19 protein-coding genes are annotated in these 21,547 nt (G+C 60.4%); 9 read left to right on the top strand and 10 right to left on the bottom strand.

The features are described 5' to 3' along the window. Nucleotides 1-45: 45 nt before the first annotated feature. Nucleotides 46-2,337, bottom strand: coding sequence for a beta-glucosidase BglX (bglX, locus tag HX792_RS28655; RefSeq protein WP_176999238.1), 2,292 nt, complete (start codon nucleotides 2,335-2,337; stop codon nucleotides 46-48). Nucleotides 2,338-2,581: 244 nt separating this feature from the next. On the opposite strand from bglX, the gene HX792_RS28650 reads away from it, so the two are divergent. From HX792_RS28650 to HX792_RS28630, 5 genes are all read left to right on the top strand, one after another. Beyond that, the gene (locus HX792_RS28650) at nucleotides 2,582-3,190 is read left to right on the top strand and encodes a LemA family protein (protein ID WP_176999237.1); all 609 of its coding nucleotides are present in this window, start codon (nucleotides 2,582-2,584) and stop codon (nucleotides 3,188-3,190) included. Beyond that, entirely contained in the window at nucleotides 3,190-3,921 is a 732-nt protein-coding gene (locus HX792_RS28645; protein WP_176999236.1) for a YgcG family protein, read from the top strand. Before HX792_RS28650 ends, HX792_RS28645 begins: the two co-directional genes overlap by 1 nt. 28 nt (nucleotides 3,922-3,949) lie before the next feature. Further along, on the top strand, nucleotides 3,950-4,678 hold the full coding sequence (locus HX792_RS28640) for a YgcG family protein (RefSeq protein ID WP_176999235.1): 729 nt from the start codon (nucleotides 3,950-3,952) through the stop codon (nucleotides 4,676-4,678). A gap of 31 nt (nucleotides 4,679-4,709) precedes the next feature. Then, on the top strand, nucleotides 4,710-5,327 hold the full coding sequence (locus HX792_RS28635; RefSeq protein ID WP_176999234.1) for a TPM domain-containing protein: 618 nt from the start codon (nucleotides 4,710-4,712) through the stop codon (nucleotides 5,325-5,327). A 216-nt stretch (nucleotides 5,328-5,543) separates the two neighbouring features. Further along, a complete protein-coding gene (locus HX792_RS28630; RefSeq protein WP_176999233.1) occupies nucleotides 5,544-6,746 on the top strand; it encodes an SAM-dependent methyltransferase in 1,203 nt (400 codons plus the stop codon). 82 nt (nucleotides 6,747-6,828) lie between these two features. Here the strand turns inward: HX792_RS28630 and HX792_RS28625 are convergent, their stop codons facing one another. The 6 genes from HX792_RS28625 to HX792_RS28600 all read right to left on the bottom strand — a co-directional run bounded on the left by HX792_RS28625 (nucleotide 6,829) and on the right by HX792_RS28600 (nucleotide 14,045). Further along, the gene (locus tag HX792_RS28625; RefSeq protein ID WP_176999232.1) at nucleotides 6,829-7,728 is read right to left on the bottom strand and encodes a DMT family transporter; all 900 of its coding nucleotides are present in this window, start codon (nucleotides 7,726-7,728) and stop codon (nucleotides 6,829-6,831) included. Between the two features lie 237 nt (nucleotides 7,729-7,965). Further along, entirely contained in the window at nucleotides 7,966-10,524 is a 2,559-nt protein-coding gene (locus tag HX792_RS28620; protein WP_176999231.1) for a TonB-dependent receptor, read from the bottom strand. Nucleotides 10,525-10,654: 130 nt separating this feature from the next. Then, nucleotides 10,655-11,623 carry a FecR domain-containing protein gene (locus HX792_RS28615; protein WP_176999230.1) on the bottom strand — a complete coding sequence of 323 codons (969 nt, stop codon included), beginning with the start codon at nucleotides 11,621-11,623 and terminating at the stop codon, nucleotides 10,655-10,657. Continuing rightward, nucleotides 11,620-12,159, bottom strand: coding sequence for an RNA polymerase sigma factor (locus tag HX792_RS28610; RefSeq protein WP_176999229.1), 540 nt, complete (start codon nucleotides 12,157-12,159; stop codon nucleotides 11,620-11,622). The genes HX792_RS28615 and HX792_RS28610 overlap by 4 nt, the downstream gene beginning before the upstream one ends. A 203-nt stretch (nucleotides 12,160-12,362) precedes the next feature. After that, nucleotides 12,363-13,235 carry a dihydrodipicolinate synthase family protein gene (locus HX792_RS28605; RefSeq protein ID WP_176999228.1) on the bottom strand — a complete coding sequence of 291 codons (873 nt, stop codon included), beginning with the start codon at nucleotides 13,233-13,235 and terminating at the stop codon, nucleotides 12,363-12,365. 27 nt (nucleotides 13,236-13,262) lie between these two features. Then, on the bottom strand, nucleotides 13,263-14,045 hold the full coding sequence (locus tag HX792_RS28600; protein ID WP_176999227.1) for an aldolase: 783 nt from the start codon (nucleotides 14,043-14,045) through the stop codon (nucleotides 13,263-13,265). Between the two features lie 105 nt (nucleotides 14,046-14,150). Here HX792_RS28600 and HX792_RS28595 point away from each other — a divergent pair, with 105 nt between their 5' ends. Beyond that, a complete protein-coding gene (locus tag HX792_RS28595) occupies nucleotides 14,151-14,678 on the top strand; it encodes a helix-turn-helix domain-containing protein (RefSeq protein ID WP_176999226.1) in 528 nt (175 codons plus the stop codon). A 141-nt stretch (nucleotides 14,679-14,819) separates the two neighbouring features. On the opposite strand, the gene HX792_RS28590 is transcribed toward HX792_RS28595, so the two are convergent. Next, nucleotides 14,820-15,836 carry a DUF4917 family protein gene (locus tag HX792_RS28590; RefSeq protein WP_176999225.1) on the bottom strand — a complete coding sequence of 339 codons (1,017 nt, stop codon included), beginning with the start codon at nucleotides 15,834-15,836 and terminating at the stop codon, nucleotides 14,820-14,822. A 123-nt stretch (nucleotides 15,837-15,959) separates the two neighbouring features. Here HX792_RS28590 and yiaY point away from each other — a divergent pair, with 123 nt between their 5' ends. Next, on the top strand, nucleotides 15,960-17,108 hold the full coding sequence (yiaY, locus tag HX792_RS28585; protein ID WP_176999224.1) for an L-threonine dehydrogenase: 1,149 nt from the start codon (nucleotides 15,960-15,962) through the stop codon (nucleotides 17,106-17,108). Here the strand turns inward: yiaY and HX792_RS28580 are convergent. Further along, a complete protein-coding gene (locus HX792_RS28580) occupies nucleotides 17,075-18,262 on the bottom strand; it encodes an MFS transporter (protein ID WP_176999223.1) in 1,188 nt (395 codons plus the stop codon). The genes yiaY and HX792_RS28580 overlap by 34 nt on opposite strands. Before the next feature lie 103 nt (nucleotides 18,263-18,365). Next, entirely contained in the window at nucleotides 18,366-19,592 is a 1,227-nt protein-coding gene (locus HX792_RS28575) for an aminotransferase class I/II-fold pyridoxal phosphate-dependent enzyme (protein ID WP_176999222.1), read from the bottom strand. A gap of 340 nt (nucleotides 19,593-19,932) precedes the next feature. Here HX792_RS28575 and HX792_RS28570 point away from each other — a divergent pair, with 340 nt between their 5' ends. Beyond that, on the top strand, nucleotides 19,933-20,607 hold the full coding sequence (locus HX792_RS28570) for an NAD(P)H-binding protein (RefSeq protein WP_176999221.1): 675 nt from the start codon (nucleotides 19,933-19,935) through the stop codon (nucleotides 20,605-20,607). Then, the gene (locus tag HX792_RS28565) at nucleotides 20,607-21,518 is read left to right on the top strand and encodes a LysR family transcriptional regulator (protein WP_176999220.1); all 912 of its coding nucleotides are present in this window, start codon (nucleotides 20,607-20,609) and stop codon (nucleotides 21,516-21,518) included. Before HX792_RS28570 ends, HX792_RS28565 begins: the two co-directional genes overlap by 1 nt. The last annotated feature ends 29 nt before the right edge of the window (nucleotides 21,519-21,547 follow it).

Here is a 21,547-nt window from a genome sequence, read left to right as displayed (position 1 = left end):
CGCAGGCAAGCCAGCTCCCACACAAGCCGGATTTACAGCCTTGGGTTACAGCAGTTCAAAGGTCTGCTGCTGCACATCCTGGGAATCCAGCCCGATCTGCACATTGAACTCGCCCGGCTCTGCCGCGTACTTGAGCTGGGTGTTGTAGAACTTCAAGTCGTCCTCGGTGATGGTGAAGTGCAACGTGCGTTCTTCACCGGCCTTGAGCATGACTTTCTGGAAGTTCTTCAACTCCTTGATCGGGCGGATCATCGAGCCCGCCACGTCCTGGATGTACAACTGCACCACGGTTTCGCCATCCACCTTGCCGGTGTTCTTGACGGTGACGCTGGCGTCGAGCTTGCCGGTCTTGTTCAGGGTGGTGGACGACAGCGCCATGTCCGACAGGCTGAAGCGGGTGTAGCTCAGGCCATAACCGAACGGAAACAGCGGCCCGGTGATGTCATCGAAGTACTGCGAGGTGTAGTTGCCCGGCTTGCCAGGGGTGAACGGGCGGCCGATGGTCAGGTGGTTGTAGTAGGTCGGAATCTGCCCCACCGAACGTGGGAAGGTGATCGGCAGCTTGCCCGACGGGTTGTAGTCACCGAACAGCACGTCGGCGATGGCGTTGCCGCCTTCGGTGCCGGCGAACCAGGTTTCCAGGATCGCGTCGGCCTGTTGGTTTTCTTCCAGGATCGACAGCGGACGGCCGTTCATCAGCACCAGCACCAATGGCTTGCCGGTGGCCTTCAGGGCCTTGATCAGGTCGCGCTGGCTTTGCGGGATGTTCAGGTCGGTGCGGCTGGACGACTCGTGGGACATGCCACGGGACTCACCCACGGCCGCCACGACCACGTCGGCGTTTTTGGCCGCCTTGACCGCTTCGTCGATCAACGCTTGCGGCGAGCGAGGGTCATCCACCACTTCCGGGGTGTCGAAGTTGAGGAAGTTGAGGTAGTCGACCACCGCCTTGTCATTGGTAATGTTGGCACCGCGTGCGTACACCAGCTTGCCTTTGCCGGCGAGGGCGTCGGTCATGCCTTTGAGCAGGGTCACCGATTGTGCAGGGCGACCGGCGGCGGCCCAACTGCCCATGATGTCGATCGGGGCATCGGCCAGTGGGCCGACCAGCGCGACGGTCGCGGACTTCTTCAGCGGCAGGGCGTCGTTCTGGTTTTTCAGCAACACCAGGCTGCGGCGCGCGATATCACGGGCATCGGCGCGGTGCAGTCGGTCTTCGGAATAGGTATCGGCCGGGTCATCCTCGGCCTTGCCGATGCGCAGGTACGGGTCCTTGAACAGGCCCATGTCGTACTTGGCAGCGAGCACCTCACGCACGGCGTTGTCGATGTCGCTCTGTTCGATTTCGCCGGATTTGAGCAAGCCTGGCAATTCCTTGCCGTACAGCGAGTCGTTCATGCTCATGTCGATGCCGGCCTTGATTGCCAGCTTCGCCGCTTCACGCCCGTCCTTGGCCACGCCGTGCTTGATCAGCTCGACGATTGCACCGTGGTCGCTTACGGCCAGGCCCTTGAAGCCCCAGTCCTTGCGCAGCAGGTCATTCATCAGCCAGGTGTTGGCGGTGGCGGGCACGCCGTTGATCGAGTTCAACGCCACCATTACGCCGCCCGAGCCGGCCTTGATTGCCGCGTGGTACGGCGGCAGGTAGTCCTGGTACATCTTGACCGGGCTCATGTCGACCACGTTGTAGTCGCGACCGCCCTCCACCGCGCCGTACAGGGCGAAGTGCTTGACGCTGGCCATGATGCTGTCGGCGTTGGCCGGGCTGACACCCTGGAAGGCCTTGACCATCACTTCGGCAATGCGTGAAACGAGGTAGGTGTCTTCACCAAAGCCTTCGGAGGTGCGGCCCCAGCGCGGGTCGCGGGAGATATCGACCATCGGCGCAAAGGTGATGTCGAGGCTGTCGGCGGCGGCTTCCTGGGCAGCAATGCGCCCGGAGCGGCCGATGGCGTCCATGTCCCAACTGGAGGCGAGCGCCAGGCTGATCGGGAAAATGGTGCGGTGGCCGTGGATCACGTCGTAGGCGAAGAACATCGGGATCTTCAACCGGCTGCGCATGGCCGCGTCCTGCATCGGACGGTTTTCCGGGCGAGTGATAGAGTTGAACGTGCCGCCGATGCGACCGGCGGCGATTTCCTTGCGGATCATCTCGCGGGGCATCTCGGGGCCGATGCTGATCAGGCGTAATTGGCCTATCTTTTCATCGAGGGTCATCTGCTTGAGCAGGTCGTTGACGAACGCGTCCTTGTCCTTTGGCGCGGCGGACCCTGTTTCGGCCCAGGCGGGGTGGCAGGCCAACGTGGCCACAAGGCCGAGCAAACACAGCTTCTTCATGAATATCCTTTCGTGGCGTACTGCGCAGCGACAAAAGGAACGCTGCTCGGCCAAAGTGTTTGGAACATATGTTGTTGTTCGAGTGTTATGTCAGACGAATGCAGCACACATCTGAACTCTGATTCGCGCAGGGCATCTTTTTAGCTGATTGGGTCGATGCATGCCAGTCGTGGTGGCGGATTATGCCCCAGGCGCACGATGTACAGGGTTATCAAATTTCACAGCAATGGTTGCGGAGAGACTTATGTCAGTTATTCAAGGATATCGCTGGGGCTTCAAGGCGGCGGCGATGCTGCTGATCGGTGCGGTGTTGAGCGGTTGCGGCATCAACAAGATCCCCACACTCGACGAACAGGCCAAGGCGGCCTGGGCCCAGGTGCAGAACCAGTACCAACGGCGTGCCGACCTGATTCCCAACCTGGTGGAAGTGGTGAAGGGCTACGCGGCCCATGAACAGGACACCCTCACCGCTGTGATCGAGGCGCGGGCCAAGGCCACGTCGATCCAGGTGGACGCTGGCACCCTGGACAACCCCGAGAAACTCAAGCAGTTCCAGCAAGCCCAGGATGGCCTGAGCGGTGCACTCAACCGGTTGATGGTGGTGTCCGAGCGCTACCCGGACCTCAAGGCCAACCAGAACTTCCTCGCCTTGCAATCGCAGCTTGAAGGCACCGAAAACCGGATTGCCGTGGCCCGTCGCGACTTTATCCAGGCGGTGCAGGCCTACAACACTGAAATCCGCACCTTCCCGGGCCGCCTGTGGCACAGCGTGATGTACAGCGACTTGCCGATCCGCGCCAACTTCGAAGCCACCAGCGCCGATGCTGATAAAGCACCGCAAGTGAAGTTCTGATGGGCGCACGGGGCTGGTTGTTCGCCGCCGTGCTGCTGTGCGGTCAGGTGATGGCGGCTGACACCCCGGTGTCGGTCGAGGCCTTGATCGCCGAGCAGTTTGCCCAGCTGGACGGTCGCATCGTCGACCGCGCCGGCCTGCTCGACGCCGCCAGTACGGCGGCGCTCAAGCGCACGCTGGATAGCCACGAGCAGCAGACCGGCGAGCAGATTGTGGTGGTCACCCTGGACAGCCTGCACGGCAACACCCTGGAAGACTTCGGCTATCAGCTGGGGCGTCACTGGGGCGTGGGCGAAAAGGGCAAGAACAGCGGCGCGTTGTTGATCGTGGTGCCCAAGGCACATCAAGTGCGGATCGAAGTGGGTTATGGCCTGGAAGATCGCCTGACCGATGCCCAGAGTTCAGTGATCATCAATCAGGTGATCATTCCCTCGTTCAAGCAGAACCGCTTTGCCCAGGGGATCACGGCGGGCGTGAACGCCATGGTCCAGGTGCTGGGCGGCAAGCCGGTGCACGCCAAGGCTTCGCACAAGGGCTGGGTGGGTTGGATCTTCGGGTTGGCGGCGTTGTTTGTGCTGGTGATCGGTTTTGTGGTGATCAAGTACGGACGCCGGACCACGCCCTCCGACGATGACGATGACGCCCCGCGCCCAGGCGACAGCGACAAGCGTTTCGATTCTGGCGGTGGCGGCGGCAGCTTCGGTGGCGCAGGGGCGACCGGCAATTGGTAGCCAGGCATTCACAGGCCAAGGGGGCATGATGCGAATAGTACGAATGGGCCTGGCGCTGCTGCTGTTGCTCGGCGCCATGATGGCCCAGGCGGCGCTCACCTTTCCGGCGTTGACCGGGCGGGTGGTGGACGATGCCCAGATGATCAACCCGGCCACGCGCCAGCAACTGACCCAGCAGTTGCAGGCGCTGGAGCAGGCCTCGGGCGACCAGATCGTGGTGGTCACCGTGCCCAACCTGCAAGGTGTGCCCATTGAAGACTTCGGTTACCAGTTGGGCCGCCAGTGGGGCATCGGCCAGAAGGGCAAGGACAACGGCGCGCTGTTGATCGTCGCCCGGGATGAGCGCAAGTTGCGCATCGAAGTCGGCTATGGCCTTGAAGGCGTGCTGACGGATGCGCAGTCGTGGGTCATCATCAACCAGGTGATCGCGCCCAAGTTCAAGGCCGGCAACTACAGCCAGGGCATCAGCGACGGCGTGGCGGCGATGCTGCAGGTGGTGGGCGGTGACCCGTTGGCGGTGCCGGCGCATGTAGCCGACGCGAACTTTGCCAAGGATAATCCCGGGTTTTCCATCGGCCTGTTCATTCTGCTGATCGGCGTCTTGTGGTTGTGCCATCGCATGGGCCTGCCAGTGGGCGCCATTCTCCTGGCCATCCTCAGCAACAGCGGGCGTGGCGGTAGTGGGGGGGGAGGCGGTGGCGGCTTCCGGGGCGGCGGCGGTGGTTTTGGCGGCGGCGGGGCTTCAGGCGGGTGGTAATGACAATAACTAAAAAAGAGCATCGACAACCATGGCATTACTGACTGAACACGAGCAGCGCCAAGTCGCCGAAGCGATCGCCCGCGTCGAGAAAACCACCGACGCCGAACTGGTGACCGTGCTGGCGGCGCGTGCCGACGACTACGCCTACATTCCGTTGTTGTGGGCCAGCCTGATCGCCCTGGTGGTGCCGGGCGTGGTGCATTACCTGTCCGGCTATTTGACCATGTACACCCTGCTGCTGGCGCAATGGGCGACGTTCATCGTGTTGTGCCTGGTGTTCCGATTGCCAAAAGTCACCACGCGGTTGATCCCCCGTTCGGTTCGTCACTGGCGCGCGTCCAACCTGGCGCGGCGCCAGTTCCTGGAGCAGAACCTGCACCACACGCTGGGCAGCACCGGGGTGCTGATTTTCGTCAGCGAGGCCGAGCGGTACGTGGAGATTTTGGTGGATGACGGGATTTCCCAGCGCCTGGATGACAGCCGCTGGGAGGTGATCGTCAAGGCGTTTACCCAGCAGGTGAAGCAGGGGCAGACGCTGGCCGGGTTCATCGCGTGCATCGAGGCCTGTGGCGAGTTGCTCAAGGTGCATGTGCCGTTGACGCAGACGCGCAATGAGTTGCCTAACCGGTTAATCGTGTTGGAGTGACCCTGACACACTGATCTCTCTGTGGGAGCTGGCTTGCCTGCGATGCGGGCAACTCGGTCTGTCAGTTAAACCGAGGTGATGCCATCGCAGGCAAGCCAGCTCCCACACAAGCCCGCTCCAAGGTGTGCTAATCGACCGTTGATCAAATAACCCCGTGCCCTCAAGCCCCATCCCCCCTAAAATGCCCGGCATTCCCTGCCCGAGGCGTTTTTGTTCATGTCTGTCACTGTTCAACCGGATCATCACGCCCAGTTCATCGCACTGCTGAGCGACAGCCTTGCGCAGAATGCTTTCATCAAGCTGGTGCTGGCCAAGTACGTCGGTGCCGAAGCCGAATTGCAGCGGCTGATCATCAAGCAGGTGGTGGTCAAGGAGCAGGCCTGCCTGTCGTTCGTGTACCGCTACAAGACCCGCGACATCACCAAGAACCTGCCCCTGGCCGACGGCGTGGCGGCGATTGCCGAGCTGTTGCCGGCCCAGTTCAAGAACGCGCACCTGTTGTCGCTGACCGATGAAGCCCAGCTGGAATACAGCAAGAAGAACAAAAGCTCACTGTTCAAAAGCAAGCCGCAGCAGTTGCGCGAGGCGCCGTCGGCAGAGCACAACCGTGAGAAGAACCGCTACCTCGACCTGAGCCGGCCGTTTCTCGCCGACCTGGGCGTGACCGACGCCAAGCAGGCGCTGATCCCGTCGATGTCGCGCAAGTGGAAGCAGATCAACAAGTTCATCGAAGTGTTCAGCCATGCGCTGACCTCGTCACCGTTGAAGCTGGACCAGCCGGTGCGCGTGGCCGATTTTGGTTCGGGCAAGGGTTACCTGACGTTTGCCATCCACGATTACCTGCGCAACACCCTCAAGGCCGAGGGCGAAGTCACCGGTGTGGAGTTGCGCGAAGACATGGTGACCCTGTGCAACACCGCTGCTGCGCGCCTGGAGCACCCGGGGCTGGTGTTCAAGTGTGGTGATGTGCGCAGCGTGGCGCCGAGTGAGCTGGACGTGATGATCGCGCTGCACGCCTGTGACATCGCCACCGACTACGCGATCCATACCGGCATTCGTTCCGGTGCGTCGATCATCATGTGCTCGCCATGCTGCCACAAACAGATCCGCCTGCAGATCCAGAGCCCGGTGCTGCTCAAGCCGATGCTGCAATACGGTTTGCACCTGGGCCAGCAAGCCGAGATGGTTACCGACAGCCTGCGCGCGTTGTTTTTGGAAGCCTGTGGGTATGAGACCAAGGTGTTCGAGTTCATCTCGCTGGAGCACACCAACAAGAACAAGATGATCCTGGCGGTGAAACGCGCGGAGCCTGTGGACAACGCGCAGTTGCTGGAGAAGATCCAGGAACTGAAGGCCTTCTACCACATCAGCGAACACTGCCTGGAAACCCTGCTGCGCGCCGACGGTTTCTTAAGCTGAACACACCCCCTGTAGGAGCCGGCTTGCCGGCGATGGCGGTGGTTCAGTCAGCACCGCTATCGCAGGCAAGCCAGCTCCCACATTAGATTGTGTTCGGCCTTGGAATTGGCGCGGGTTGTACGGCGGTTTTGCGCCCCAACATCACCGTCACGATCACCCCACACGCAAACAGCCAGGTAATTGGCTCGATATGCTCACCAAAGAACAACGCCGAAAACGCGATGGTGAAGAAGATCTGCAACAGCTGGATCTGGCTGACCCGTGCAATGCCGCCCATGGCCAGCCCGGCGTACCAGGCGAAGAACCCCAGGAACTGCGAGAACAACGACACATAGCCGAACGCCCACCAGGCACGCATCGAGATTGCACCTTGATGCTGCGCCGCCAGGTACCACACCGGGCCGATCAACACGGGTGTTGAGAGCACCAGCGCCCAGCAGATCACCTGCCAGCCACCCATTTCCTTGGCCAATCGGCCGCCTTCGGCATAACCCAGGCCACCCACGGCAATCGCGCCAAGCATCAGCAAGTCGCCGGCCTGGATACTGCCGGCGCCGGTGATCAACGCATAACTGAGCACCAACGCACTGCCGAGCGCGGCACAGGCCCAAAAGGCTTTGGACGGCCGCTCATGGGACAGCCAGGCGGCATACAGCGCCACGCACAGCGGTTGCAGACCGTTGACCAACGCGCCATGGGACGCCGGCAGGGTTTGCATGGCCCAGGCCGACAGCACTGGAAAGCCCAGGATCACACCGGCAATCACCAGGCACAGCCCGCGCACCTGGCGCCAGGTCGGCCAGCGTTCACGGCGCCACAGCAATAGCGCCGCCGCCGGGACCGCCGCGAACAGCGCACGGCCCAGGCCGTTGAGCAACGGGTGGATTTCCTGCACGACGATGCGCGTGAACGGCAGGGTCAGGCTGAAGATGATGACGCCCAGCAGGCCGAGGGCCATGCCGGTGTTTTCGCGCGAACTCATGGTGAGGGGACCGGGATCAAGAGGGCTTCAAGGGAAGCCCATCTAGCCACAACCCCCGGCAAATCAGGGCCTACAGCTGGGTGCGGATTTATCCGTACAGTTTCAAAAACTGCTGGGTGTGTGCAACGACAAAGATCCACTGTAGGAGCCGGCTTGCCGGCGATGCAGGCAACTCGGTTTTCAATTGGACCGAGGGGATGCCATCGCTGGCAAGCCAGCTCCTACAGGTGTGCGGGTTTAGAAGAAGCGCGTGACGCTGATCTTCGCATCGCGGCCCTTGGTGTAGGCGCGGTCGCCGCTCAGGGCCGGGCGGAAGTTGTTGTTGAACAGGTTGTCCACGGTGAAGTTCACCTCGGTGCCCTTGAGGTAGGCCTGCTGCGGTTTCCATTTGGCGAACAAGCCTTGGGTGTTGTAGCGCTTATTGCCGTACTGGTCATAGAACAGGTCGCCGACGCTGCTGCCCGGGCCACCGGAATAGCTGTCGCTGGGCAGGCGTTTGGTGGCGCCGATGAACTGGCCCATCCAGCCTACCTGCGCGTCCAGCGCCGGGATGTTGGTGCCGAGCACCAGCACCCATTTGGTCGGAGGAATATCCCGCGCGGCCACATCCGGCCCCCATGGGTTGGTGTAGGCGCCTTCGTGATCGCCCTTGGCATAGGCGAACGAAGCGGAGCCGAACAGGTAGGTGGAGTTGTAGAACGTTTCCAGCTCAAAGCCCTTGATCGTCAGCCCGCCGATGTTGCGGTAGTTGGACATCGCGCCGGGTGGGCAGGCGCTGGAGATGGTGCCGCCGTTGATGGCCTGGTTTTGGCAGCCGACGCCGGTAGCTTTGAAGATTTCGTCTTCGACCTTGTTGTGGAAGAAGGTGGTGCGCACTTGCAGGTTGTCGTCCCGGGCGATCAGGTTGTCGAAGCTGCTGACGCTGCCCACGCTGATCGAGGTGATGCGTTTCGGGTCGAGGTCGACGCTGGTGGCGGTGCGACTGCCCAGGCCCTGCACTTCGTATTGCTCGTCGATCACCGGGGCGCGCCAGGTCTGGCTCCAGTTGGCGAACAGCCCCAGGTTCGGGTTGACGGTCCAGAACAGCGCCAGGCGTGGCGACCAGCCGGTGTAGGTGCGGTCGCTGTAGTCGTGGCCGACGGCCGGGTCCGGGTTGTTGTAGTACGGCGCGTCGTTGCCTTCGCCACGGTTGCGCACGTGGTCGTAGCGCAGGGACGGTGTGATGGTCACATCGCCGATAGTCACCGCGTCCAGGATAAAGAAGCTGTTGGTATCGACCTTGCCGTGGGGCATGAAGCCCGGCTGGAAGTGCCCGTAGTTGTAGCGTGGGGTGTTGTAGGTGGCGCCGGGCATCCACATCTCGGTTTCGCGGATGTGCTTGCGGATCTGCCCGCCGACAGTGAGGGCGTGTTGCAACGGGCCGGTGTCGAACAGGCTGACGTTACGGACATCGAGGTTCTTGTCGGTGTAGGACGTGTCCATCTTGCGCCCACCGGTGGCCAGCTGAAAAAACGCGGTGGCGTCGCGCTCGTCCGTCTGCTCGGTGTTGGACTGCGAATATTTGACGGTCAGGTCCACCAGCGGGTTGTCCACCGGGGTGAACTCATACTTGCCCGACCACGTGGTGTCGACGGTGTCGCGATGGGCCAGAAAACGCTTCAACGCCCCTTCGTAGCCGTAGCGGTCGATGTTGGCCTGGGTTGGCGGCGTCGGGTAGCTGGCGGCGGAGAACGGCGTCCAGCGGTTGCTATGGGAGCGTGAATAGGAAAGGCCGACGCTGTGTTCCTCGCTGAGGTGCGCGTTGACCTTGAACAGCTTGCCGTCCACATCCTGGGCGGTGTTGGGCAGGCGCTTGGGGTTGATCGGGTACTGGTTGTTCTCGTTGGGCAGTTCGGCGGCCACCTTCATGTCGCCGCCGTCGCGTTGGGTCAGGTAGGCGAGGGCGTCAAAACGGCCGTCGTCGGTACGGCCATACACTGCGCCGCTGTAGACCTGTTCGTGGTCGTTGCTGGAGTAACCGTATTTGAGCATGGCGCCACTGTTGCGGCCGTCCTTGAGCAAGTCGGGGGCGTCCTTGGTGGTCATGTTGACCGTGCCGCCAAACCCGCCATTGCCGGTGAAGGGCGAGTTGGGGCCTTTCTCCACTTCAATGCTCTTGATCAGCTCGGGCTCGATAAACACCGTGCCTTGCTGGTAGCGCTCGAAGCCGCTCTTGGTGGCGCCGTCGACGGTCAGCGGTACGTCTTCGGCATCGCCGAAACCGCGGATGTTGATGGTCTGGCCACCGGGCTTGAGCGAGCCGCCCTGGCTGACACCGGGCAGGGTCTGCAACAGGCTGGGAATGTTGTTGGACTGGTAGCGGTCGATGTCTTCCTGGGTCAGGGTGGAACGGCCGACGGTGCTGGAGTTCACTTCCGTGCCGGTGCCGATCACGCTGAGGGTTTCCAACTGGATCGCACCGCTGTTGGTGGTTTTGCCTTCATCGGGGCGTACCACGTAGGTGGTGCCGACTTTGATCAAGGTGAACTCGCCGTTTTTCAGCAGGGTGCGGATCGCCACTTCCGGGGTGAAGTCACCGTTGAGTGCCGGCGCCTGCACGTTCTTGAGCAGGGTCTCATCGAACAGCAACTGGATTTTTGCCTGTTGCGCCACTTGGCTCAAGGACGTCGCCAGCGGCTGGGCGGGCAGTTGCAGCGTGAGCGACTCGGCATGGGCGCTGAGGCTGAATGCCAGGCAGGTGGCGATGATCGACGGTCGAAGAAACAGGTGCGAAACGTGGCAAGGCGCGCGAAACATGAAATCCCCCGGAGTGGCCAAACGGCCAAAAAGGCGTGCGTATCAAACGCAGACAGGGGGAAGACGGGGCAGGCAAAAAAATCCACACATGCGAATGCAAAATATTCTCAAGTGTGGGTTTTTTGCGGGGTTATTTGCTCGGTTCGATCCGCACGATGCCATCCGCTGACGGCACGGTTTTCACCGGAAGCAGGGCCGGCAGGGCGTTGAGCAGGGCGTCTGGGTCATTCACGTCCAGGTTGCCCGACACCTTCAACTGCGCCACCGCACGGCTCACCTGCAGCGGCGCCTGGGGGCGGTAAAGGCTCAATTCGTCGATCAGGCTGGCCAGTTCGCGATTGCGAAACGTGAGGTGCCCGCTCCGCCAGTCGGCGACTTCTTCGGCGTTCAGGCTTTGCTGCTGCAACGTGCCCTTGGCATAGCTGTAGGTGGCGCGCTGCTGGGCGCCGAGCAGGGCTACCGGGCTCTTGGGGTCCGGCTCGAAGGCCACCTGGCCGTGGGCCACGCTCACCACCAGTTGCTGCTGGCTGCGGCGCACATCGAAACCGGTGCCCACCACCCGCACATTCGCCTCGCCCGCCTGCACGTAGAGGGGCCGTTCCTTGTCGGCGGCCACTTCGATATAGACCTGGCCTTTGTCGAGATGAACGATGCGTTGGTGCGCGGTGAAGTCGATTCGCACGCGGGTATTGGCATTCACATACAAGGTGCTGCCATCGGGCAGGTTCAAGGTGCGCATGCCTTTGGCATGGGCGGCTACCTGGCTGTGGTAGAGCGCACGTGGGGCGTCGATAGCGCTGGCCATCACGGCGCAGACCAGGGCAGCAGCCACGGCCAGGGCAGGGCGCCACACCGACGGTTTGCGCTTGGGCAGCGCCACAGGTTTGTTCAGTTGCTGCAACTGGGCGAGGTCGGCCCACAGTTGTTCGAATTCGGCATAGGCGCGGGCATGGGCAGGCTCCGCTTGCCAGGCGGCAAAGGCTTTGCGGTCGGCACGCCCCGCCTCGTTGCGGTTGCGGGCAAACCAGCTGGCGGCTTGGGCATCGATGGAGTCGCTCTGCTCGATGTCCAGGGCGTCGATGTCGCTCAGGCGGTTCATTCTGGCTGCTCCGTGCCGGGTTCGTTGTGAAGGCGTCGCTTGCAGTGCAGCAGGGCAAAGGCGATGTGCTTTTCCACCATGCTGGTCGAAATGCCCATGCGCTCGGCGATCTGCGCCTGGCTCAAGCCTTCGAAGCGGTGCAGCATAAGGGCTTCTCGCCTTCGGGGCGAGAGTTCGGCGAGGACTTCTTTCAACTGTTCCAGGCGTTGCAAGCGCTGCGCGGCGGCCATGGGATCGTTTTGCTCATCGGTGACCGGCTCGGCGTCCATGTCGGCCGGATCTGAGTGGACGGTCTGCCGTACCTTCTGCTTGCGCCAGTGATCACGCAGCAGGTTGCGCGCCATCTGGAACAGAAACGCCCGTGGCTGCTCGACCTTGGCCCGGTCGCGGTAGTCCAGCCATTGGGTGAAGACATCCTGGGTCATGTCCGCGGCGTCGCTGGCGTTGTCCGTGCGTTTGCGCAGGAAATACAGGATATCTGTATAGAACCCGCGAAAGGCATCGGCCGACAACGGGTCGGGCTTGGGACGAGACATGGAGACCCTTCTTGAGGAAGCACGACGTAGAAAAGTCGTGAATGGTATCGAGAACCATTGTCATTTGTCTCTATGAATCGGATATCCCCTTCCAAAATTGTGCACGGGTTCCCTGTAGGGGCCGGCTTGCCGGCGATGCAAACACCTCGGTGTAATCGTTAACCGAGGTGATGCCATCGCCGGCAAGCCAGCGCCTACAAGGGTTAGCGCAGCAATGTTTTCAGCTGTTCGATCGCCGCTTCACCCAGCGGGAAAACCGGCAATCGAGGATCACCCGCTTCCAGCCCGGTCAACCGCAACCCCGCCTTGATCGTCGCCGGCAACCCACCTTTGAGGATGAACTCCAGCAACGGCAACTGGCGATAAAACAGCTCTCGCGCCTTGACCAGGTCATTGGCCAATACCGCCTCATACAAATCCAGATTGAGTTGCGGAATGAGGTTCGGCGCCGCCGTGCACCAGCCCTTTGCACCTGCCGCGAAGGCTTCCAGCGCCAGCGGGTTGCAGCCGTTGTAGAACGGCACCTCCGTCTGGCGATGCAGCTGATGCATGCGCTGAACATCCCCGGTGCTTTCCTTGACCATGGTTACGTTGGCCACCTGCTTGATGATGCGCAGGATCAGCGCCACCGACATGTCCGTACCACTGGTGGCCGGGTTATTGTAGAGCATGATTGGCACGCCGATGCTGTCGCCAATGGCGGCGTAGTGGGCGAGGATTTCCGCTTCACTGAGCTTCCAGTACGACGCCGGCAACACCATCACCACGTCGGCGCCGTTGGCTTCGGCGTAACGGGCGCGGCGCACGGCCTTGGCGGTGGTCAGGTCGGACACGCTGACGATGGTCGGCACGCGCCGGGCAATCTTTGCCAGGCTGAAGGCGCTCACTTCGTCCCACTCGGCGTCGCTCAAGTAGGCGCCTTCGCCGGTGCTGCCCAGGGGCGCGATGGCGTGTACGCCGCTGTCGATCAAGCGGTCGATGGAGCGGCCCAGGGCGTCAAGGTCGATGCGCTGGCCGTCGGCGCTGAACGGGGTGATGGTGTAGCCGATGATGCCGTGAATCGTTGGGCTGGACATAAACAGTCTCCGGTCAAAAAGGGGCAATCAGTTCAGGCAATCGGCGTGTTGGCGCAGGTTCTGCCGGGCGTAGTAATTGAACGCGGCGCCAAAGCGCTTGGGCTTGGAGATCCAGTCATGGGCCTCGCGCCCGAGTTCCGGCAGGATCGGCTTGATCGTACCCGCGGCCATCGCCAGCAACTGCAACCTGGCTGCGCGTTCGATCAACTGCGCGATCACGCAGGCCTCCTCGATGCTCGCCCCGGTGGACAACTGGCCGTGGTGCGAAAGCAGAATCGCGCGTTTGTCCCCCAGTGCCGCCGTGATGATTTCCCCCTCTTCATTGCCCACCGGCACGCCGGGCCAGGCTTCCAGGAACGCGCAATCCTCGTACAGCGGGCAGAGGTCCATGTGGGACACCTGCAGCGGCACTTCCAGCATCGACAGCGCCGCGATATGGGTAGGGTGGGTGTGGATGATGCAATTCACATCCGGCCGTCCACGGTACACCCAGGTGTGAAAACGGTTGGCCGGGTTGGGAATGCCATGGCCTTCCAGCACTTCCAGGTCTTCGTTGACCAGCAACAGGTTGCTCGCCGTGATCTCATCAAACCCCAGGCCCAGTTGCTGGGTGTAATAGGTGCCAGGCTGTGGCCCGCGTGCAGTGATCTGCCCGGCCAGGCCGGAATCGTGACCGTGCTCGAACAGGATGCGACACGTGAGCGCCAGCTTTTGCCGGTCGGTCCACGTATTATCCGCCAGGGTGTTTTGCATCTGGATCAGTGCTTGCTTGACCAGTTGGTCTTTGGGGAGTGCTAATGTCTTGGCCATATCGGGTGCCCTCGGTGGCTGCAAATGACACTAACGATGCTATATGACACTTTGTATCATTGGCAAGCATGGCTCTTGCCTTTCTGCAGGGATTAACCGCAGCACATGTCTATCCGTTTGAAACTATTGAGAAAAAAACTTGGCGTGACCCTGGAAGCCCTGGCTGAAAAATCCGGGATGACCAAGAGTTACCTGTCCAAGGTCGAACGCGGGCTCAATACGCCGTCGATTGCCGCCGCGCTGAAGCTGGCCAAGGCCTTGAACGTGAAGGTGGAGGAGCTGTTCAGCGAAGACAGTGTCAGCCTCGACAGCTACAGCCTGGTGCGCAGCCACGAACGCCCCGACACCTCGCCGGGTTACGCAGTGCTCGCCCACCAGGTCAGCGAGCGCAGCCTGCTGCCGTTCATCATCTACCCGCCGGCGGAGTTCACCGACAAGACCTTCAAGGAGCACGTGGGGGAAGAGTTTCTGTTCGTGCATGAAGGCCGGGTGGAGGTGGACTTCATGAACGAACGGGTGATTCTGGAACGCGGTGATGCGCTGCATTTCAATGCGCAGAAGCCTCATCGCCTGCGTTCGGTGGGCGATGTTCAGGCGCAGCTGCTAGTCGTAGTCCACAGCTCGGAAGACTGACTACGCCAATGACCTGAAATGCAATCCACTGTGGGAGCTGGCTTGCCTGCGATAGCGGTGGGCCAGCTTGCACATGGTTAACTGACAGATCGCTATCGCAGGCAAGCCAGCTCCCACAGTTGAGCGAAATCGCCCGTGAGATCAGCGTTCGACAGGGACGGACAGTGCAGGGTTGCCCAGCGCATGGGTGCGTGCTGCAAAGAACCTCAGTTCCACCCCCGTACCCTCGAACAACGCCGAATACCGCCGCTTCTGCTGACGAATAAACCCGTCACTGCGCCCCGACACCGAGATCGCCAAGGTCGATACATTCGCCTGGCGAATCGCGTCCACCAGGTGCTTGTCCTGCGCGCCCAGCTCATGGCCAAAAATGCACAGCGCCCCCTCATGGGTCAGCAACTGCTCATAACAGAACGACAGGTAATCCGAACTGCGGATGGTCTTGAGCTTCTCTTCAACCTTGCCCTCGCTGACAAACAGCGGCACATCGTCCAGGGTCTTGAGCGTGTTGTTGATGGCAAAACTGCTGAGCAGGGTGCTGTCGGTGGACGGCAATTTGCGTGCGGTGCCGTCGAGGTTGCGCACCAGGTGCAGGCCACCGTGCAGGTAGAGGATGCGCGTTGCTTCGGTGCGGGTATTGCGCAGGTCGAAGCTGGTGTCGGCGCTGCGGAACAGGTCGTCAATGCCCGGGGTATGCAGGATCGCCCAGTAGTTGAGCAAGTCGTAGTTGCTGGTGAATACCGTAGCGTAGCGCGCCAGTTCAGCGTTGATCGTCGCCAATGTCGACGGCTGCACCAGGCGCCAGGGAATGTGCACGCTGTGGATGGTGTTGATCAGCGCTTCCTTGATCGCGTAGTAGCGATTACGCGGCGCCGCCGAGCTGACGGCCAGGGCCTTGTTGACCCGGCTGGTGGTTTTCAACGCGCCCAAAGCCTGCTCGAAACTGCGGGTTTGCAGGGCGTCGAACACACTCAGCTCGGACTGGCTCAGGGGTTTTTCTTCGACGGTGCGCGCGTTTTCGAACAGCGAGTCGTAGGCGAAGTCTTCCCAAATCGTACGGCTGGCACCGTTGCCGATCAAAATCGCGCTGAAGTCGACGGCGCTGCGCAGCGCATTCCAGTCTTCTAGGTGGGCGTCACTATCCTGGAAATCCTTCATTGCGGCGGGTCTACTCGAAATCGGCTGGGCGGTGACTTTATCACGAGCGGGCGTTGATCCTGATCAAGATACGCCGCGCGGTAGAGGTGGATTCTGTTGGCATAACGCCTCTGAGGATTGACCATGAGCAGCACCTTCTTCATCCCCGCCGTGAACATCATGGGCATCGACTGCCTCGACGAAGCCATGACCGCCATCCGCAACTATGGTTTTCGCAAGGCGCTGATCGTCACCGACGCCGGCCTGGCCAAGGCCGGCGTGGCGGCCATGATCGCCGAGAAACTGGCCATGCAGGACATCGACTCGGTGATCTACGACGGCGCCAAACCCAACCCCACGGTTGAGAACGTCGAGAACGGCCTGGCGCTGTTGCAGCAAAGCGCCTGTGATTTCGTGGTGTCCCTGGGCGGCGGTTCGCCCCATGACTGCGCCAAGGGTATCGCCCTGTGTGCCACCAACGGCGGGCACATCGGCGACTACGAGGGCGTCGATCAATCGAGTAAGCCGCAACTGCCGCTGGTGGCCATCAACACCACGGCCGGCACCGCCAGCGAGATGACCCGCTTCTGCATCATCACCGACCAGACCCGCCACGTGAAAATGGCCATTGTCGACCGCAACGTCACGCCGCTGCTGTCGGTCAACGACCCGGCGCTGATGGTCGGCATGCCCAAAGGCCTCACCGCCGCCAGCGGCATGGACGCCCTGACCCACGCCATCGAAGCCTACGTGTCCACCGCCGCCACGCCGATCACCGATGCTTGTGCGATCAAGGCCATCGAACTGATCAGCGCCAACCTGCGCCTGGCGGTCCGCGACGGCAGCGACAAGGCCGCGCGGGAAAACATGGCCTACGCGCAATTCCTCGCCGGCATGGCCTTCAACAACGCGTCCCTGGGTTTCGTGCACGCCATGGCCCACCAACTCGGCGGCCTGTATGACCTGCCCCACGGCGTGTGCAACGCCGTGTTGCTGCCCCATGTGCAGAGCTTCAATGCCAGCGTCAGCGCCAAACGCCTGAGCGACGTGGCGCGCGCATTGGGCGCCGACATCAAGGGCCGTACCCCGGAAGAGGGCGCGCAAGCCGCCATCGCCGCGATCCGCAGCTTGTCCCACGACGTCGAGATCCCGGCCGGCCTGCGGGAACTGGGGGCCAAATTGCAGGACATTCCCCTGCTGGCCACCAATGCCTTGAAGGACGCATGTGGGCTGACTAACCCGCGGCGCGCGGATCAACGTCAGATCGAGGAGATCTTTCGCAGCGCGTTCTGATCGGACCTGCATCGGGCGGCGCACGCGAATGCGCCGCCCGCCAGCGCCATGCACATCAGCGCCAACGGCCAGGCCTGCGCGGTTACCAGCAGGCTTGCCAGGCCACCAATCAGCGCGGCCATCATTTGATGCATAAAACCACTGAGTGCCATCGCATAAGAGCCACCTACCGGCGACTCATCGTTGGCCAGTGACAAACTGATCGGGTAACTCATCGACTGGCCCAGCACGGCGAGGCAATACGGCAGCCATAGCAATACTGCGAGCCCGCTGGCAAACACACTGCCCAGCAGCATCACCGCGGTGCCCAGAAACACCAGCGTCACACCCCAGTTCATCATCGTCGACCGCCCCGTGCGGGCAACGAAACGATTGACCATCAACGCCCCCGCCAAATACGCCCCGCTGATCGGCCACCCCAGCCAGCCATATTGCGTCGCACTCCATTCGAAATGCCCCTGCAAGATAAGCGGCGCGCAGGTGTTAAACGCAATGATCACCCCATAACCCAGCCCACCGGCCAACGCCGCGTGCAGAAAGGGCGGATGTTGCACAATCTTGGTATAGATGCGCCACGTAGACTCTGGCGAGTCAGCCTTCACCAAGGTCGGGAACGTGACCCGCTGCAACACCACCATCAACGCCAAAGCCCCGGTCGTCAACGCATAAAAGATCGCTTTCCAGCCAAACGCCAGCTGCAATATCGACCCCATGAACTGGCCGATACCCAGCGCGATCACAAACGTCATCCCCAGCCACGACAAACCCTTGGCCAGCAAGGCGCCGCTGAAACTGTCCCGCACCAGGACGCGCGCCATCACTGAAACGCCCCCGGCGCCCAGGCCTTGGATCAGCCGTAAACACAGAAAGGACTCAATGTTGAATGCCGATGGAATCGCCACACTCGCCAACGCATACAGCGCCAGTGCGGCGAGCAGTACGGGCTTCCTGCCAAATCGTTCACCCAGGCTTCCCCATAACAGCATTGGCAATGCCATGCCCGCCAAATAGATCGCGAGTGCGAGCGCCACCTGATCCTCTGCAGCGGGCAGAGAATGGGCGATGGCCGGGACTGCGGGCAAGTAGCTACTGATGCCCACTTGGCCGAGGAAGGCGGCGCAGCAGGCGAGGGTGAGGATCGCGGTTTTTTTCAACGAAAGTCATCCATCACTGAAAATGTTGAGTGGATAAAATTAAACCAGACTATCGGATAATCCATAGAGCACGTAATTTTTCTGAGTGCGTGAAAGCCTCAGGCTAGTTTGTGATTTTGTTTTCCTCTATCAGACTCAATAGTTTTGAGCAAAATGAATATATCGTTTCGTATTCCATGTCTGCTCGGAGCGTTATTCGAATGGCAGCTTTGTTTTTTGGAACCACAGGGAAAAATACGGCCGAAGTGAAAAAGCCGCTGTCTGCGAGTTGTATGGCAAGCGCGTTCGCTTTTTCAGCCGTTCCGCAGTTCATTAAGCGAACTGCGGTGTTGGTGTTGTGTTGCTCCGTGTGTATGAGGCTGTCAAATAACTGGATGTTGGCGAGGAGCTTTTCTTGGAGTGCGGGTAGTTCTGCCGATCGATGGATTTTTATTGACGCTAAGCCAGCGCCGATAGCTGCTGAATTTAGGCTTTGGGACCAGTTGCTGGGGCCGCCGTATCGATACATTAAGTTTTTTTGTTTTTCATTTCCGAACATTATCAAACCACCGCTTGCGCCAAATGCTTTTCCGAGAGAGGCTACGATTAATGTTCGATCATCTAGCTCTTTCAGTTGTGGTCGTATAAACCCGCTTCCTTGCTCGCCGAATGCCGATAGCGCGTGTGAGTCGTCGAGGTAAAGAAATAACCCATAGCGAGACTTGAGATGGAGCAGCCCATCAATATCTGCCTTACCGCCCATGCTGTAGAGGCCGTCCGCAATGTACGCGACATTTTTGCGCTTTTTACAAATTTCTTCAATGAAGGAGATGTCGTTGTGAGGAGCTGTTACTACCTCAGATTCATCTGCGCAAGAAGCTTTGATATGGTTCATTGAGTAGTGAGAGTGTTTGTCGAATATCATAATAGGTGGGCAGTCATTGGTCAGCGCTCCACTGGCAAGTAGAGGCAGTAATCCTGAACTAGCAGCGCTGCAGGATAAAGTGCTTAGGCAGGTCGATTTGAAAAGACTCGATAGTTCGACTTCATACTGTTCAAGCATTTGAAGCTTGCATCGATTTTTTGAATTGGCAATGCGAAGTGTCTTTGCTGTTATTAATCCGTTTATGGCGCCTTCCAATATGTCTTGGTGGTAATCAAGGCCAAGGTATGAAGTGGTGCAGAAGTGATGGAGTTCACGTCCAAATTGATCTGTAAGGTAGTTGCATTTTTTTACGACGACATTTAGTTCGCTAATTCGACCTGTTTTAGCCGAATGCCAATCATTGTCGGAGATGCCGATTATTTTTTTATAGTTGGAAAATTTATTAAGTTGTCGGGTGTTTTCCATTTTTTATTCGTCCTTGGGGAGAGATGGAAAACAGTAGCGGGAATTTTTTATAAAATAAGTCAGGCGTTTCCCATGCAAACTACTCAGGATGATGGTTTCGGCGTGAGTAGGTTCCTACATTTCTGATGGCTAATGGGTATTGTTTTGATATTGTTTGATGGGGTTTACGCAAGGACGCACCTGACTGTGTTGTGGATAAATAGTGCAAGCGTCACGCTATTTACTGAGGTCGAACTGCACCAGATTGAGTAAGGTGTCAACTGAATGGCCGAATGTGATGATGGCCTTCAAAGATCTGACTGTTGGGTAGTCAAAACTGGCTGGATGAAGGAAGTACTTGATGAGAGTTCTATTATTCGGCGCCACCGGCATGGTCGGCCAAGGCGTGCTGCGTGAGTGCCTGTTGGCTGCCGATGTCCAGGAAGTCGTCGCCGTCGGCCGCACGCCGTTGACCCAGGAGCACGGCAAGCTGCATCAGGTGTTGCACAGCGACATGCTGGATTTCCAGCCACTGGAAAACCTGCTGCAAGGCTTCGACGCCTGCTTCTTCTGCCTCGGCGTTTCTTCGGCCGGGATGAACGAGATCAAGTACACCCACCTCACCTACGACCTCACGCTGGTCGCGGCCAGCACGCTGGCGCGGCTCAATCCGCAGATGACGTTTATCTACGTGTCAGGCGCTGGCACCGACAGTTCCGAAGCCGGCAAGTCGATGTGGGCACGGGTCAAAGGCAAGACTGAAAACGCCTTGCTGCGCCTGCCGTTCAAGGCGGTATACCTGTTCCGGCCGGGGGTGATCCAGCCGTTGCATGGCGTGCGTTCGAAGACGCCGTTGTATCAGTCGTTCTATACCGTGCTCGGGCCGTTGCTGTCGTTCTTTCGCCGGATCAAACCGGATTGGGTGGTGAGCACCGAGACCGTCGGCCGGGCGATGTTGCAGGCGGCGAGCGTGGGCGCGCCGCAGCCGGTGGTGGAACAGGCCGGGATTAATCGCTTGGCTGACGAGCGTCACTGATGTTGCACAAGAGCCTGGTGCGCCGTCTTGATTTGATTACGCTGCAATTGTTCGTCGCGGTGTATGAAGAAGGCACGCTGACCCGTGCCGCCAACCGCGAAGCCATTGCCGTGTCGGCGGCCAGCAAGCGCTTGATGGAGTTGGAGCAAGTGCTCGGCGTGAGCCTGTTCGTGCGCCGTGCCAAGGGCATGGACCTGACCGCCGCCGGGGAAACCCTGTTGCATCACGCCCGGCAGATGTTGTTCAACGTCGAAAAAATGGGCCTGGAGCTGGGCGAGCACAGCCACGGCGTACGTGGTTATGTGCGGATGCTGGCCAACTTGTCGGCGATCATTCAGTTTCTGCCCGAAGACCTGCGGGACTTTTCCCAACTGCACCCCGAAGTGAAAACCGATCTGGAAGAGCGCCCCAGCAACGGCGTGGTGCAAGGGGTGCTTGATGGCGTGGCCGACTTGGGCATCTGCTCCAGTGACACCGACACCAAAGGCTTACCCGGCGTGACCTACCGTCTCGACAAACTGGTGGTGCTGATGCCCGCCGATCATCCGCTGGCCACGCGCGACAGCCTGGCGTTCGACGAGACTCTGGACAGCGATTACGTCGGCTTGCACGCCGCCAGTTCGATCAACATGCGCACCCACGCGGCCGCGCGCGAGGCAGGCAAGATGCTGCGCCTGCGCATTCATGTGCCGGGGTTTGATGCGATGTGCCGGATGGTCCAGGCGAACATGGGTATCGGTATCCTGCCGCAAAAAGCCTATGAGCTGTTCGGCCGGGCGCTGGGCCTGCACGCGGTGCCGTTGACGGATGCCTGGTCGGACCGCAGCCTGATCCTGGTGGTGCGCGATGAGGCGCAATTGTCGCCGGTGAGCCGCCTGCTCTTCGACTACCTGCGCAACGCGCAGGTGTAATTGAAACCCTGTCGGCCTCATCGCGGGCA

The sequence above is a fragment of the Pseudomonas sp. B6002 genome, from assembly GCF_013385985.1.
Taxonomy (GTDB): domain Bacteria; phylum Pseudomonadota; class Gammaproteobacteria; order Pseudomonadales; family Pseudomonadaceae; genus Aquipseudomonas.
This window is presented reverse-complemented; position numbering and strand designations above follow the sequence as displayed.